This is a genomic window from Aestuariibius insulae (assembly GCF_040783535.2).
In the GTDB taxonomy this organism is placed as follows: domain Bacteria; phylum Pseudomonadota; class Alphaproteobacteria; order Rhodobacterales; family Rhodobacteraceae; genus Aestuariibius; species Aestuariibius insulae.
This window is the reverse complement of sequence record NZ_JBFONW020000001.1, coordinates 324,931-339,807: the sequence shown is the minus strand read 5'-3', so window position 1 is coordinate 339,807 and position 14,877 is coordinate 324,931. Positions and strand designations below refer to the sequence as shown.

Annotated in this window: 12 protein-coding genes and 1 tRNA gene; 10 read left to right on the top strand and 3 right to left on the bottom strand. The window is 60.1% G+C overall.

The window, feature by feature from the left end:
- The first annotated feature begins 12 nt into the window (after positions 1-12).
- Positions 13-618: a glutathione S-transferase gene (locus tag AAD018_RS01675; protein ID WP_367313869.1), complete on the top strand. Its 606-nt coding sequence runs from the start codon at positions 13-15 to the stop codon at positions 616-618.
- Here the strand turns inward: AAD018_RS01675 and AAD018_RS01670 are convergent, their stop codons facing one another.
- Complete coding sequence (locus AAD018_RS01670) at positions 619-1,260, bottom strand: outer membrane protein (RefSeq protein WP_367313870.1); 642 nt, start codon at positions 1,258-1,260, stop codon at positions 619-621.
- A gap of 241 nt (positions 1,261-1,501) precedes the next feature.
- On the opposite strand from AAD018_RS01670, the gene petA reads away from it, so the two are divergent.
- The 3 genes from petA to AAD018_RS01655 are packed head-to-tail and all read left to right on the top strand — an operon-like array spanning position 1,502 to position 4,248.
- Entirely contained in the window at positions 1,502-2,065 is a 564-nt protein-coding gene (petA, locus tag AAD018_RS01665) for a ubiquinol-cytochrome c reductase iron-sulfur subunit (RefSeq protein ID WP_367313871.1), read from the top strand.
- A 12-nt stretch (positions 2,066-2,077) separates the two neighbouring features.
- Positions 2,078-3,424 carry a cytochrome b gene (locus AAD018_RS01660; RefSeq protein ID WP_367313872.1) on the top strand — a complete coding sequence of 449 codons (1,347 nt, stop codon included), beginning with the start codon at positions 2,078-2,080 and terminating at the stop codon, positions 3,422-3,424.
- Positions 3,425-3,441: 17 nt separating this feature from the next.
- Positions 3,442-4,248 carry a cytochrome c1 gene (locus tag AAD018_RS01655; protein ID WP_367313873.1) on the top strand — a complete coding sequence of 269 codons (807 nt, stop codon included), beginning with the start codon at positions 3,442-3,444 and terminating at the stop codon, positions 4,246-4,248.
- 245 nt (positions 4,249-4,493) lie between these two features.
- Here AAD018_RS01655 and AAD018_RS01650 read toward each other — a convergent pair.
- Positions 4,494-4,580: transfer RNA gene (locus AAD018_RS01650), tRNA-Leu, on the bottom strand.
- 127 nt (positions 4,581-4,707) lie between these two features.
- On the opposite strand from AAD018_RS01650, the gene AAD018_RS01645 reads away from it, so the two are divergent.
- The gene (locus AAD018_RS01645; RefSeq protein WP_367313874.1) at positions 4,708-5,685 is read left to right on the top strand and encodes a complex I NDUFA9 subunit family protein; all 978 of its coding nucleotides are present in this window, start codon (positions 4,708-4,710) and stop codon (positions 5,683-5,685) included.
- Here AAD018_RS01645 and AAD018_RS01640 read toward each other — a convergent pair.
- The gene (locus AAD018_RS01640) at positions 5,682-6,482 is read right to left on the bottom strand and encodes an undecaprenyl-diphosphate phosphatase (protein WP_367313875.1); all 801 of its coding nucleotides are present in this window, start codon (positions 6,480-6,482) and stop codon (positions 5,682-5,684) included. The two genes, AAD018_RS01645 and AAD018_RS01640, sit on opposite strands and share 4 nt — an antisense overlap.
- Positions 6,483-6,692: 210 nt before the next feature.
- Between AAD018_RS01640 and AAD018_RS01635 the strand changes: the two genes are divergently transcribed.
- The 5 genes from AAD018_RS01635 to gltB are packed head-to-tail and all read left to right on the top strand — an operon-like array spanning position 6,693 to position 14,820.
- On the top strand, positions 6,693-8,168 hold the full coding sequence (locus AAD018_RS01635; RefSeq protein WP_367313876.1) for an NAD(P)-dependent oxidoreductase: 1,476 nt from the start codon (positions 6,693-6,695) through the stop codon (positions 8,166-8,168).
- On the top strand, positions 8,165-8,848 hold the full coding sequence (locus AAD018_RS01630) for a hypothetical protein (protein WP_412005160.1): 684 nt from the start codon (positions 8,165-8,167) through the stop codon (positions 8,846-8,848). The genes AAD018_RS01635 and AAD018_RS01630 overlap by 4 nt, the downstream gene beginning before the upstream one ends.
- On the top strand, positions 8,845-9,525 hold the full coding sequence (locus AAD018_RS01625) for a hypothetical protein (protein ID WP_367313878.1): 681 nt from the start codon (positions 8,845-8,847) through the stop codon (positions 9,523-9,525). Before AAD018_RS01630 ends, AAD018_RS01625 begins: the two co-directional genes overlap by 4 nt.
- 11 nt (positions 9,526-9,536) lie before the next feature.
- Entirely contained in the window at positions 9,537-10,238 is a 702-nt protein-coding gene (locus AAD018_RS01620; RefSeq protein WP_367313879.1) for a hypothetical protein, read from the top strand.
- A 52-nt stretch (positions 10,239-10,290) separates the two neighbouring features.
- Complete coding sequence (gene gltB / locus AAD018_RS01615; protein ID WP_367313880.1) at positions 10,291-14,820, top strand: glutamate synthase large subunit; 4,530 nt, start codon at positions 10,291-10,293, stop codon at positions 14,818-14,820.
- Positions 14,821-14,877: the final 57 nt, after the last annotated feature.

The window sequence follows — 14,877 nt, the reverse complement described above, 5'->3', positions numbered from 1 at the left end:
AGGAGACCTTCGATGAAATTGCTGACCTCCGACGCCTCTCCGTTTGCCCGCAAGGTCCGGGTTCTGCTGCGGGAGGCCGATCTGCTGGACCGGGTCGAGGAAGTGGCCGTCTCGACCAGTCCGACCGCCTCGGATCCCGGCGTGGTGGCGGCCAACCCGCTGGGCAAGATCCCGACGCTTTTGCGCGACGATGGCCCTGCGATCTATGACAGCCGGATCATCACGCGATACCTTGATACGCTGACAGAGCGATCCTTTTATCCGGAGCGGTCGATCTGGGATGTTCTGACGCTCGAGGCGACGGCGGATGCGATGATGGAGGCGACGATACTGCGCGTCTACGAAGCGCGGTTGCGCCCCAAAAAGATGCAGTTCCCCGATTGGCTTGAGGCACAGAAGGGCAAGGCGGACCGGGCGCTCGATGTGATCGAGGCGCGTTGGATGTCGATGCTGGAGGGGCCGTTGCATATGGGGCAGATCGCCGTGGCCTGCGCCTTGGGATATCTCGATCTGAGGATGAGCTCAGAAGACTGGCGGGGAAGCAGGCCGTCACTTGCCAAATGGTACGGCACCTTTTCAGAGCGGCCGTCGATGCAGGACACACGCCCGCCCGGATGATCAGAAGCGGTAGCTGACCCCAAGATTAAGCGCGTTGGTCACGATGTCCGTTTCCAGCGTGCCGCCCCCGTCGAGATCGGCCTCGTTCGAGGAATAGGTGATCTTGTATTCTCCAAAGAGCGCCCAAGTGTCGTTTATATCGTAAGAGACACCGCCCAGCGCCATCGCGGCGGGACCGGTCAGCTGATATTCGAACGTATCGTTGGTGCCGTCCTCGGCATCGACATGAGGCACGGCGACCCCGACGCCTGCGCCGATATAAGGCGTGAAGGCGCCCCACGCATCGGGAAAGCGCCGCATGACATTGGCGGTCACGATATTGAGCCCGTCGGTGAGTTCGAGCGTCTCGAACCCCGCCTTGGCCAGGTCATCCTCGTTGCCGTAAACCTTGGCGTGATTGAGCTCGAGCCCGAAGCCAAGCGTCTCGGTCCGCCACCAGGTTGCACGAATGCCGTAATAAGGCGGTGCCTCGCCGGATTTGCCGTCCCATTCGATCAGTTCGTCGAAATCGCCGCTCGCATTGTCGCCCTCAATTCGGCTGTGCGGAGCGGTCTGGTAGCCCAAATAGACGCTCAACTCGATCTCTGCCGCAGCCGGAGCCGCGAGGGCAACCAAGGCCGGGATAGAAAGCAGACGGTGCATGAAACCAACTTTCTGGATTGGAATAATGAAAAATTGATCTAGCTCTGACACGTATATAAGACAACTGGATAGGCGGTTCGGCACTGAATATACGCGTCCTCTAAGAGATCCGGCACTGACCCTGTGGTGCATTGTCGTCTGGACGCGCGCTACTTCGCCTTCTACATAGCCGCGAGATTGCGGAATATAACGGTTTCACGGACCGTCGCCCGCGATGCACGACAAGGACGAAAGCGATATAATGGCTCACGCAGACGATACCAGTGATACGACGCGCCGGGACTTCATTTATTACGCCACCGCAGGTGCCGGAGCGGTTGTGACCGGGGCCGCCGTCTGGCCCTTGATCAACCAGATGAACCCGTCGGCGGATGTCCTCGCGCAGTCCTCTATCCCGGTCGACGTCTCCGGCATTTCGCCTGGCACGCAGATTACGGTCCTCTTCCAGGGCAAGCCGGTCTTTATCCGTCTGCGCACCGAGGAAGAGATGGGCACGCTGAACGATGTTGATGTCTCGTCCCTACCCGATCCACTGGCGCGGAATGCCAATCTCGAGGATGGCGTCGAGGCCACCGAGGAAAACCGTGTTCTGGGCGAGAATGGCGAATGGCTCGTGATGATGGGTGTGTGCACCCATCTTGGTTGCGTGCCGCTGGCCGATGCCGGTGACTTTGACGGCTGGTTCTGCCCGTGCCACGGCTCGCACTACGATCTGGCTGGCCGGATCCGCCGTGGTCCTGCACCCCGAAATCTTCCTGTTCCTGTCGCGTCACTTATAGACGAAACGACAATTCAACTCGGTTAAGGAGTATCCCTTATGGCCGGAATTCCACACGATCACTACGAGCCGAAGACGTCGGGAGAGAAGTGGCTGCACAAGCGTCTCCCCATCGCAGGTATCGCTTATGATACGCTGATGATCCCGACGCCGAAGAACCTCAACTGGATGTGGATCTGGGGCATCGTCCTGACCTTTACTCTGGTTCTGCAGATCGTGACCGGCATCGTTCTGGTCATGCATTACGTTCCGCATGTCGACATGGCCTTTGCCTCGGTCGAGCATATCATGCGCGATGTGAATGGCGGACATATGATCCGTTACTTCCATATGAACGGCGCGTCGCTCTTCTTTGTGGCTGTCTATGCGCATATTTTCCGGTCGCTTTACTACGGCTCGTATAAGGCGCCGCGCGAAGTGACATGGATCATCGGCAACCTGATGTTCCTGCTCATGATGGCCTCCGCCTTTATGGGATATGTTCTGCCCTGGGGTCAGATGTCGTTCCATGGAACGGCTGTGATTACCGGCCTGTTCGGTGCTATCCCGTTTGTCGGAGAAGCCTTGCAGACCTGGATCCTTGGCGGACCGGCTGTCGGCCAGGCTGCGCTGAACCGCTTCTTTTCGCTACACTATCTGATGCCGATGCTTCTGCTGGGTCTGACGGTTGTGCACATCTGGGCGTTCCACACGACGGGCAACAACAACCCGACCGGTGTGGAAGTCCGCCGCAGCTCGAAAGAGGAAGCAGAGCGCGACACGCTGCCGTTCTGGCCCTATTTCGTGATCAAGGACCTGTTCGCCCTGGCGATCATCATCGCGGTCTTCATGGCGGTTGTCGGCTTCATGCCAAACTACCTTGGCCACCCGGACAACTATATCGAAGCGAACCCGCTTGCGACGCCGTCGCATATCGTTCCCGAATGGTACTTCTTGCCCTTCTACGCCATCCTGCGGGCCTTCACCCCGGATGTCTGGATCGTGATGTTCACGAGCTGGATCACCTTTGGCATCGTAGACGCCGCCTTCTTTGGGGTGCTTGCCATGTTCGGCTCGCTCGTCGTGCTGGCGCTGGCGCCTTGGCTCGACACATCGAGCGTGCGGTCCGGCCGGTATCGGCCAATGTTCAAGTGGTGGTTCGCTGCGCTCGTGGTCGATTTCTTCGTCCTGATGTGGGCCGGTGCCATGCCGGCAGAGGGGATCTATCCGATCATCGCCTTGATCGGAGCGACCTATTGGTTCGCCTATTTCTTGGTGATCCTGCCGCTTCTTGGTGTCATCGAACGGCCCCTGGCGCAGCCCCGTACGATCGAAGACGACTTCAAGGCCCATTACCGCTCTGACCAGGGATCGGGTGGTGCGACCGCGCCGACCCCGGCAGAGTAAGAAAGGACGTATCCAAGATGATCCGTACCACGTTCACAGCGGCCCTCATCGCGCTGGGCCTCTCCGCATCCGGCGCCATGGCCGCGGGTTCGTATGACACGAAAATCATAGATTATGATTTTCCGTTCGAAGGGCCGTTTGGAAGCTACGACCAGATGCAGCTTCAGCGGGGCCTTCAGGTCTATACGGAGGTCTGCGCGGCCTGCCATGGATTGAGATATGTAGCGTTCCGCAATCTGCATGATGAAGGCGGCCCTGGCCTGCCGGAGGATCAGGTCGCGGCCTATGCCGACTTCTACGAGATCTGGGATCCGACGCTTTTCGACGGAGAGGGCGACTTTCGCGCGGCCACTCCGAATGACAAGTTTCCGCAAAGCTCCCTGTCGAACGCTCCCGACCTGAGCCTGATGGCCAAAGCGCGAGCTGGCTTCCACGGCCCTTACGGAACCGGGATCAGTCAGTTCATCAACGGAATGGGCGGCCCGGAATACATCGCATCCCTGCTCACCGGCTATACCGGTGAGGACAAGGAAGAAGCGGGTGTGATCCTTTACGAGAACACGGCCTATCCGGGCGGCTGGATCGCCATGGCACCGCCGCTTTACGGGGATGATGTGATCTATGCGGACGATGCGCCGACGGATATCGACTCGGTGTCGAAGGATGTTGCGGCGTTCCTGATGTGGACGGCCGAGCCGAAGCTGAACCAGCGCAAGCAGGCGGGTCTGACTGGCGTGATCTTCCTGTCTGTGCTGGCCGTGCTGCTTTACTTGACGAACAAGCGTCTTTGGGCGCCGATCAAGCGTCGGACAAAGGACGAGTAAGGCTGTCAATCATATCTGATCAGAGGCGCTCTTCGACGGAAGGGCGCCTTTTTCTTTGGGCGAATGCAATTGGAGCGCACCCCGCAGATAGGGTCAGGCGCGGCCATGTCTTTGATTTTTCAATGACTGAGGGGAGATGGAGAGCCTAAGCGGAGGCGGTTCGAGCACGAGCTCTCATCGTTTCTACGAAACGACTGTCGCCCAGAACATTGTTTGGATGTTGCTCGCTTCTATCGAAACAATTTTGGTGCCCAGGAGAGGACTCGAACCTCCACGTCCATACAGACACCAGCACCTGAAGCTGGCGCGTCTACCAATTCCGCCACCTGGGCCGGTGTCGTGAGAGCGCCGTTTAGAAGGCTGCTGCGTCGCTGTCAACGCCTCTCGGGGCGCTTTCGCCTTGTTTGGGTTCATGCCCATCGGTAAACCGCCGGAGTGGCATCGGGTGAGGAACGCGACATGGACAAGCTGGTCACGGTATTCGGCGGATCAGGCTTTATCGGCCGGTACATCACAGAAGAGCTCGCGCATCGGGGCTGGCGTATTCGCGTTGCCGTTCGGCGCCCGAACGAGGCCGGATTTGTACGCACCTATGGAGATGTCGGTCAGGTCGAACCGGTCTTTTGCAACATCCGGGATGACGACAGCGTCCGGGCCGTGACCCATGGGGCGCGGGCAGTCGTGAACTGCGTCGGGATCCTCGCCGAAAGTGGCAAGCAAAGCTTTGACGCCGTCCAGGACGAGGGTGCGGAACGGATCGCCCGCATCGCCGCCGAGGCAGGCGTGAGCCGCATGGTGCAGCTTTCCGCCATCGGGGCCGATGCCGGATCAGAGAGCGATTATGCGCGGACGAAGGCTGAAGGCGAGGCCGGGGTTCTGAAGCACATGCCGGATGCCGTGATCCTGCGTCCGTCGATCGTGTTCGGACCGGAGGATCAGTTCTTCAACAGGTTCGCAGGTCTGTCGCGCCTTGGTCCGGTCCTGCCTGTTGTTGGAGCAGATACGCTGTTCCAGCCGGTCTATGTCGAGGATGTTGCGAGGGCCGCCGTTCTGGGTGTCGAGGGGGAGGCCGCGGGCGGTATCTACGAGTTGGGCGGGCCGGATGTGCGGTCATTCCGCGAGCTGATGCAGGAGATGCTGGAGGTGATCCGCCGGAACCGGTTGGTTGCGAATATTCCCTTCGGTCTGGCCAATCTGATGGGATGGGGTTTCGGGATCCTCGAAACGGTGAGCCTTGGTCTGGTGCAGGCACCGATCACGCAGGATCAGGTGCGCAATCTGGCGCGCGACAATGTTGTGTCGGACGGAGCGAAGACCTTTGCAGATCTCGGGATCGAACCGCTCGCGATGGAGGCGGTCCTGCCGGATTACCTGTGGCGGTTCAGACCTTCGGGTCAGTACGACGAGATCAAGGAAAGCGCCAAGAACATGCGCTAGCTGTAGGCGATGACCAGCAGCAGGGCGCCCAGGATACAGCGATAGATCACGTAAGGCGTGAAACTGATGCTTTTGAGCAGGCGCATCATGATCACCAGGGCGCCCAGAGCGGCGAGGAAAGCAAGTGCGGTTGCGATTGCGATGTCGCGTAGTTGATCGCTGGTAATTGTCGGTGCGGCCTCAAGGCCCGTGAGCGTACCGGAAGCCAGGATCGTTGGGATTGACATCAGCATGGCGAGCCGCGCGGCGCTTTCCCGGTCATAGCCTAGATGGCGGGCAGCGGTGATCGTGATGCCGGACCGCGAGGTGCCGGGGATCAGGGCCACTGCTTGCCAGAGGCCCATCCGCAGAGCGTGGCCCAGCGTCCAGCTTTGCGCAGCGCGGGTTTCGGGCTGCCGATCCGCCCAATAAAGAACGAGGCCGAAGATCAGCATGGCCCAGCCGATGACGGCCATGGATCTTAGGTATTGCGTCAGGTCGAAGAGGGTCAGAAGCGCTCCGACGATGATCACGGGGAGGGTCGCGACGATCAGGCAGAGCGCCAGAAAGGGCGGCCAGCCATCGATCCGCCCTTTCAGCAGGGACGGTAGGCCGGACAGGGCCAGCCGGACATCCTGCCTGAAGTAGAGAATAACCGCACCGAGTGTCCCGATATGGACCGCGACGTCGATTGCCAGACCCTGATCATCATATCCAGCCAGCTGCGGCAGCAGGATCAGATGTCCCGACGAAGATACGGGGAGAAACTCTGTAATGCCTTGAATCAAAGCCACAAGAATAAGCTGGAGCAGAGGCATGGATCTCACCCGAATCGTGTATAATCGGTGTAGACGGCCTTTCCGGTGGGATGAATCCCCAAGATAGGTCCGGTTCGGATATTGTTTCTCCTCTCACGGTTGGATCTTCTGCCTGTCCATCCGAAGAAATCTGTATTTAGGACAGCATAGCTGACTTTTATTCCCCGCAGGAGTTCTGTAAGCAGCAATCTCCTGACGAAGAGGGACCCCATGGCCAGCCAAACGATGTTGAAGTTCACCAAGATCGAACGAGACATGCCCGAAAAGCGAGCCGCCGACGAGCGGAACAGAGATTTTCGGGAGATCTATGCAGACTATGCCCGGCAGAAGGCGGAAGAGCAGTCTGCGCGCTGTTCACAATGCGGTGTGCCCTATTGTCAGTCCCATTGTCCATTGCACAACAACATCCCCGACTGGCTTCGCCTCACGGCGGAGGGGCGGCTGCAGGAAGCCTATGAGATCAGTCAGGCCACGAACACGTTTCCAGAGATTTGCGGGCGGATTTGCCCCCAGGACAGGCTGTGTGAGGGCAATTGCGTGATCGAGCAGTCCGGTCACGGAACGGTTACGATCGGGTCCGTCGAGAAATATATTACCGACACCGCCTTTGAAGAAGGGTGGGTCAAGCCGATCGCTCCGCATATGGAGCGGACGGAGAGTGTCGGCATTATCGGCGCTGGACCCGGCGGGCTGGCTGCTGCGGATATGCTGCGCCGGGCTGGCGTGCAGGTGACGGTTTATGATCGCTACGATCGTGGCGGCGGTCTGATGACCTACGGAATTCCTGGCTTCAAGCTTGAGAAAGACGTGGTGATGCAGCGCATGACGCAGCTTGAGGACGGCGGCGTCACGTTCCGGCTGAATTGCAATGTAGGTGAGGATATTTCGTTTGAGGAGATCCGCGAGACGCATGACGCGGTTCTGATTGCCACCGGTGTTTATAAGAGCCGGGAGTTAGCGGCCCCCGGACGCAATGCCGGCGGGATCGTGCGGGCGATCGATTACCTGACGGCCAGCAACCGCAAATCCTTTGGCGATGCGGTCGAGGCGTTCGACAGCGGGGAGCTGGATGCGAGCGGCAAGCGGGTCGTGGTCATCGGCGGCGGCGATACCGCGATGGACTGTGTGCGCACGGCCATTCGGCAGGAGGCCGCATCGGTCAAGTGCCTTTACCGCCGGGATCGCGCCAACATGCCGGGATCCCAGCGGGAGGTTGCGAATGCCGAGGAGGAGGGCGTGGAGTTTCTCTGGCTGTCCGCGCCGAAAGGCTTCACCGGGGACCTGCGGGTTACCGATGCAGGCAACCCGGCCGATGTTGCGGGTCCGGTCAGCGGCGTGATGGTCGAAAAGATGCGGCTGGGTGCTCCCGATGCGACGGGGCGCCAGGTGCCGGAAGTCATCGAAGGGTCGGACTATGTCGAGGAGGCGGATCTTGTCGTCATGGCGCTCGGGTTCGAGCCCGAGGATATCCCGACGCTGTGGGGGACCGAGGAGCTTCAGGTGACGCGTTGGGGCACGATCAAGGCTGATTTCCAGACGCATGAGACCAACCTGCCCGGCGTCTACGCCGCCGGGGACATCGTGCGCGGTGCAAGCCTTGTCGTCTGGGCCATTCGCGATGGGCGCGAAGCGGCGGAAGCGATGCTTGCGCAGTTTGCGGCTCAGACCAGCGTTGCGGCGGAATGAGTTCGGTGCGGTCCTGGGTTCTGATCGGTGCTTTGGTCGCGTCATCCGAGGCGGCGGCGTTTTCGGCGCCTGCTGGATGCGAGGGCAAGCTGACCATTCAATTCCGCAACTGTCTGATGACCAATATCTGGACTTGTGAAGCCGATCCGGACGGCGAACAGTGGATGGCCCTTTTCAACGAGACCGGACCGAGCCGCCTGCGCAAGGTCGATGCGGAGTTCCAATGGCTGGAGACCCATTACTTCAGTCCGATCCGGACCGAACGGATGGTCGTCCCGGCCGAGGATCCCGAAGATATGACCGAGCTTTTCGCGAACGGCTACGACACCTATGACTTCACGATCCGGGACGCGGACGGCAACGGTCTTCGTTACGTGGGTTACGACAAGCTGACAGGCGAAGAGACTGTCGTCGATGGAGAGGTTCTCAGGAATACTGAATACGCGTTCGATGTCATGACCGAGAATGGCATCATTCTTGAGCAGATGGAGGGCCGGCAATTCGTGAGCGAGGCGCACCGGATCTTTCTCTTCGGCGAGAGCTGGCAGCGGGATGCGCCCGATCTGGTTCGGAATTCCTCGCCTGTCGATTTCATCTATCCCGGAGAGCCCGGGTTCTTTCCGAACCGGCCCATCTATGATTGCGGAGCGATGTTGTCATCCTGGGAGGTGAGCCGATGAGATATGCGGTAGTCGGCCTGATCCTGGGCTGCGCCTCCGGTGCGCATGCCGGACAATTTGCCTTGCCCCGGGGCTGTGAAGCCTATCTGACGGTGCAATACGACAACTGCAGCCTGTCGCATCACTTTACGTGCGCGGTTGATCCCGATGGCCATCAGTGGGCCGTCTTCACCGATCGAAACGGGCGCGGCAATGCCAGCCGGATCGATCGGGAGACGCGCTGGGTGCAGAGCTTTTCGTTGCCTGCCGCCACGGCCCGGCGGACCGTGAGCGAGACGGATCCTTTTTCGTTGTCGGAGCTTTTGGAAACCGGGGAGGATCAGTTCGATTTCATGACGCGGTCCGCTGATGGGGAAGAGCTGCGCTGGACCGGCGTCGACCGGCTTGAGAAAGAGACCGAGGTGATCGACGGCGTCGAGTTCGGCGTGATCTCGTTCCAGAACCGCGTGGCGAACGGTGAGGGCGAGGTTCAGCGTATGGAAGCGGGGACGAATTTTATCTCGCGGGAATGGCGGATGTACCTGCCGCGTACGCACCAGGTCTGGGATCCCGAAGGGACCGTCATTCACGAAGAAGAGCGGCGGCCTGTTGATATCGTCTTTCCGGAGGACGACGGATTTCTGGCGCTGGAGCCGATCCATGGTTGCGCGATCGACGTCGCGTTCGATGCGGAATAATGGAGTTTGATATGCATAAGATTTCGCTCGCGCTTGCCCTTGTTCTTCCCGCGCCTGTCCTGGCGCAGGATGTGCTGGATGTGCCCGAAGGCTGCACCGCGCAGGTCACGGTTCAGCAAAAAGACTGCACAGTCTCGCATCACTTCACTTGCGAGGCGGACGAGGATGGAAGCCGCCGCCGTGCGGATTTCGACCTCGAAGGGCTGACCTATGCGGGTCTGATCGACAACGAAACGCAATGGGTCGAAAGCTACCGTCCGTTTTCGAATACGACCGACCGGTTGTTAAAATCGAAAGATCCGGCGTCCTTCTCGAACTTGGTCGAGAAGGGTGAAGACAGTTTCGACTTTACCACCGAATCGACCAACGGGACGATCACTCGCTATATCGGCTCGGACCGGCTGACGGGCGAGACGGTCGAGATTGACAATGTCGTGCTTGATCGGACGGAATATGAGGTTCGCGCGTTCAGCGAAACCGGCGAGCTTATGTGGAAAAGCGTCGGGCGCGAGTTCATTCAGCAGGATTGGCGCACTTTTCTTGGCGGTGTTTCGACGGTGTCCTCGGGCGAAGAGGATACCGAGTTTGAAGCGACGGAAGACAGCTCTCCGGTCGACTTTATCTTTCCGGGGGAGACGGGCTTTCTGTCGTTGACCCCGATCCATGGATGCGCGGTTCAGGCAATCTCTTTCAGCCTGGACACCGCGCAATAACCGAACACGATCTGCCGCCCCGGATGGGGCTTGGTAATGGGGGAGATGCCTCGTGAGATACGATGAAAACTGGGTGCGTGCGGAGCATGCGAAGCGGGATCGCCTAGAGCGGGAGGGTCTATGGAGGCCCGAAGACGAGAAGGCGAACTGCGGTGTTGGCCTTGTCGTGTCGATTGATGGCAAAAAAAGCCGGGCCGTTGTGGAGAACGGTATTTCAGCGCTGAAAGCGATCTGGCATCGCGGTGCGGTGGATGCGGATGGCAAGACGGGGGATGGCGCGGGTATTCACGTGCAGATCCCCGTGCCGTTCTTTCTGGAGCAGATCGAGCGTACCGGACATCAGCCGCGCAAGGGCGAGATGATCGCGGTCGGGCAGATCTTCCTGCCCCGAACTGATTTTGGCGCTCAGGAAAAGTGCCGGACCATCGTGGAATCTGAAGTTCTTCGGATGGGGTATTACATCTATGGCTGGCGGCACGTGCCGGTGAACACAAGCGTTCTGGGCGCTAAGGCGAATGCGACCCGGCCCGAGATCGAGCAGATCCTGATCTCGAATGCCAAGGGCGTGGATGAAGAGACGTTCGAGCGCGAGCTTTACGTCATCCGCCGCCGAATCGAGAAGCAGGCCGCCGCCTCCGCCATCCCGGAGCTTTACCTTGCCTCGCTGTCGTGCCGGTCGATCATCTACAAGGGCATGATGCTCGCCCAGGACGTGGCAGAGTTCTATCCCGACCTTCTGGACGACCGGTTCGAGTCCGCCTTCGCGCTGTATCATCAGCGGTACTCGACGAATACGTTCCCGCAGTGGTGGCTCGCCCAGCCGTTCCGGATGCTGGCGCATAACGGCGAGATCAATACGCTCAAGGGCAATCTCAACTGGATGAAGAGTCACGAAATCCGTATGGCTTCTTCGGCGTTTGGCGACATGGCGGAGGATATAAAGCCGATCGTTGCCAACGGGTCTTCGGATTCCGCCGCTCTCGATGCCGTCTTCGAAGTGCTGGTCCGCGCGGGTCGCAATGCGCCCATGGCGAAGACGATGCTGGTGCCCGAGAGCTGGTCCAAACAGGCGACCGAGCTGCCGAAGGCGTGGCGGGATATGTATTCCTATTGCAATGCCGTGATGGAGCCCTGGGATGGCCCTGCCGCGTTGGCCATGACGGATGGCCGCTGGGTCTGCGCTGGCCTTGACCGGAACGGGTTGCGCCCGATGCGCTACGTGGTGACCGGCGACGGGCTGTTGATCGCAGGTTCCGAGGCGGGGATGGTGCCGATTGACGAAGCAGTCGTGCGCGAGAAGGGAGCGCTGGGTCCCGGGCAGATGATTGCCGTCGATATGGTTGAGGGAAAGCTGTTCCACGACGAAAAGATCAAGAACCAGCTTGCCGCGACGCTGCCCTTTGGAGATTGGGTCGGTAAGATCACTGAGTTGGACACACGTCTTGCCTCAGTCACTGAAACCCCGATTTTTGCCGGTGACGAGCTGCGCAAGCGGCAGATCGCAGCCGGGTATTCCATCGAAGAGCTGGAGCAGATCCTTGCGCCCATGGCCGAGGACGGCAAGGAGACGCTGGCCTCTATGGGGGATGACACGCCGTCGGCGGTTCTGTCCGAGAAATATCGCCCGCTGAGCCATTATTTCCGCCAGAACTTTAGCCAGGTCACCAACCCGCCCATCGATAGCTTGCGCGAATACCGCGTCATGAGCCTCAAGACCCGGTTCGGGAATCTTAAGAATGTGCTCGACCAGTCCTCGAGCCAAACCGAAATCCTCGTGCTGGATTCGCCTTTCGTCGCGAACGCGCAGTTCGACGAGCTGATGCAAAGCTTCAATGCCGAGCTGGTCGAGATCGATTGTACATTCGAGCCGGGTCAGGGGGCGCTTCAGCAAGCCTTGGGCCGGATCCGGGGCGAGGCCGAGGATGCGGTGCGGTCGGGTGCCGGGCATATCATCCTGACTGATCAGCATCAGAGCGACAGCCGCGTTGCAATGCCGATGATCCTCGCGACATCGGCGGTGCATTCCTGGCTGACGCGGAAGGGGCTTCGCACCTTCTGTTCGCTCAACGTGCGCTCGGCTGAGTGCATCGATCCGCATTACTTCGCGGTTCTTGTGGGCTGCGGGGCGACGGTCGTGAACGCCTATCTGGCGGAGGATTCCATCGCCGACCGGATTGACCGGGGTCTGATTGACGGCACCCTGACCGAGGCGATGGCGCGCTATCGCAATGCGATTGATCAAGGCCTTCTGAAGATCATGGCCAAGATGGGGATCTCGGTGATCTCTTCCTATCGGGGCGGTCTTAACTTTGAAGCGGTGGGCCTGTCGCGGGCCATGGTTGCCGAGTATTTCCCCGGGATGCAGAGCCGGATCAGCGGGATCGGCATCGGCGGTCTGCAAAAACAGGTCGAGGCCGTTCATGCACTGGGCTGGCAGGGAGCGACTAATATCCTGCCCATTGGCGGCTTCTACAAGGCACGGCGCACAGGCGAAACGCATGCCTGGGAAGCCCAGTCGATGCATATGCTGCAGGCGGCCTGCAACAAAGCCTCCTATGCGATGTGGCAGCAGTATTCGGCGAAGATGAAGAGCAATCCGCCGATCCATCTGCGCGATTTGCTGGACATCAAGCCATTGGGCAAAGCGATCCCGATCGAGGAGGTGGAGAGCATCACTGCGATCCGCAAGCGGTTCGTCACGCCCGGCATGTCGCTGGGGGCGCTGAGCCCTGAGGCGCACAAGACGCTGAACGTCGCGATGAACCGGATCGGAGCGAAGTCGGATTCCGGCGAGGGCGGCGAGGATCCGGCGCATTTCGTGCCGGAGCCCAACGGCGACAACCCGTCGGCGAAGATCAAGCAAGTGGCCTCGGGTCGGTTTGGAGTGACGGCTGAGTATCTGAATCAGTGCGAAGAGCTTGAGATCAAGGTCGCCCAAGGCGCAAAGCCCGGCGAGGGCGGGCAGCTACCCGGCATGAAGGTGACCGAGCTGATCGCGCGGCTACGGCATTCGACACCGGGCGTGACGCTGATCTCTCCACCGCCGCATCACGACATCTACTCGATCGAGGATCTGGCGCAGCTGATCTACGATCTCAAGCAGATCAATCCGCGGGCCAAGGTGACGGTCAAGTTGGTGGCTTCCTCCGGGGTCGGAACGATTGCGGCAGGCGTGGCCAAGGCGAAGGCGGATATCATTCTGATATCGGGCCACAACGGCGGCACCGGGGCCTCTCCGGCGACATCGATCAAATATGCGGGTTTGCCGTGGGAGATGGGCCTGACCGAGGCACATCAGGTTCTGTCGATGAACAATCTGCGGTCGCGCGTGACGCTTCGCACCGATGGCGGGTTGCGGACGGGACGCGACATCGTGATGGCCGCGATGATGGGGGCCGAGGAATATGGCATCGGCACAGCGGCGCTGATCGCGATGGGCTGCATCATGGTCCGGCAATGTCAGTCGAACACCTGCCCGGTTGGGGTCTGCACGCAGGATCCTGCGCTTCGGGACAAGTTCACCGGCAATGCGGATAAAGTGGTCAACCTAATCACCTTCTACGCCACCGAAGTGCGCGAGATCTTGGCTGAGATCGGAGCGCGGTCGTTGGATGAGGTCATCGGGCGGGCGGATCTGCTGAGCCAGGTGTCTCGCGGATCGTCGCACCTTGATGATCTGGATCTGAACCCGCTTCTAATCACCATCGATGGGGCCGAAGAGATCTCGTATGATCGGCTGCGTCCGCGCAACGCTGTGCCCGACACGCTCGATGCCGAGATCGTGGCCGATGCCGACCGCTTTCTTGCAGATGGCGAGAAGATGCAGCTTCACTATGCTGTTCAGAACACGCACCGGACCGTTGGAACGCGCACTTCGTCCGAAATCGTACGTGCGTTTGGGATGCGCAATACGCTGCAGCCCGATCATCTGACGGTGAAACTGAAGGGCAGCGCGGGCCAGTCGCTCGGGGCCTTTGCGGCGCCTGGGCTCAAACTGGAAGTGTCGGGCGATGCGAATGACTATGTCGGCAAGGGCTTGTCGGGGGGCACGATTGTCGTGCGCCAGCCGATGGCTTCTCCGCTTGTGGCCGATGAAAATACAATCATTGGCAACACGGTCCTTTACGGGGCGACGGACGGGTATCTCTTCGCCTCTGGCCGCGCCGGGGAGCGTTTTGCGGTGCGCAATTCGGGGGCCAAGGTCGTCGTCGAGGGCTGCGGATCGAACGGCTGTGAATACATGACCGGCGGAGTGGCCGTGATCCTAGGGGGGATCGGGGCTAATTTCGGCGCCGGGATGACAGGCGGCATGGCCTATCTTTACGATCCCGAAGGCCAGACCGCTCCTTTGATGAACATGGAGACGCTGGTGACCTGCCCGGTGACGATGGAGCATTGGGAGACGCAGCTCAAAGAGCTGATAGAGCGGCATCTGGGCGAAACGGGAAGCCGCAAGGCCGAGGCGATCCTTCAGAACTGGAGCGAGGCGCTCGGCCATTTCGTTCAGGTTTGCCCCAAGGAGATGCTGATTCACCTACCCGTTCCGCTGACCGAGGAGGACATCCGGGTGCCTGCGGAGTAGCGGGTCCCTGTGACGTGCGCGCCTCCCCGCGCTCAAAACTGCCTATGAATCGAAGCG

Coding starts and splice junctions, on each gene's coding strand:
- AAD018_RS01675 (WP_367313869.1), top strand. CDS start 13: ATGAAATTGCTGACCTCCGACGCCTCTCCGTTTGCCCGCAAGGTCCGG.
- AAD018_RS01670 (WP_367313870.1), bottom strand. CDS start 1,260: ATGCACCGTCTGCTTTCTATCCCGGCCTTGGTTGCCCTCGCGGCTCCG.
- petA (WP_367313871.1), top strand. CDS start 1,502: ATGGCTCACGCAGACGATACCAGTGATACGACGCGCCGGGACTTCATT.
- AAD018_RS01660 (WP_367313872.1), top strand. CDS start 2,078: ATGGCCGGAATTCCACACGATCACTACGAGCCGAAGACGTCGGGAGAG.
- AAD018_RS01655 (WP_367313873.1), top strand. CDS start 3,442: ATGATCCGTACCACGTTCACAGCGGCCCTCATCGCGCTGGGCCTCTCC.
- AAD018_RS01645 (WP_367313874.1), top strand. CDS start 4,708: ATGGACAAGCTGGTCACGGTATTCGGCGGATCAGGCTTTATCGGCCGG.
- AAD018_RS01640 (WP_367313875.1), bottom strand. CDS start 6,482: ATGCCTCTGCTCCAGCTTATTCTTGTGGCTTTGATTCAAGGCATTACA.
- AAD018_RS01635 (WP_367313876.1), top strand. CDS start 6,693: ATGGCCAGCCAAACGATGTTGAAGTTCACCAAGATCGAACGAGACATG.
- AAD018_RS01630 (WP_412005160.1), top strand. CDS start 8,165: ATGAGTTCGGTGCGGTCCTGGGTTCTGATCGGTGCTTTGGTCGCGTCA.
- AAD018_RS01625 (WP_367313878.1), top strand. CDS start 8,845: ATGAGATATGCGGTAGTCGGCCTGATCCTGGGCTGCGCCTCCGGTGCG.
- AAD018_RS01620 (WP_367313879.1), top strand. CDS start 9,537: ATGCATAAGATTTCGCTCGCGCTTGCCCTTGTTCTTCCCGCGCCTGTC.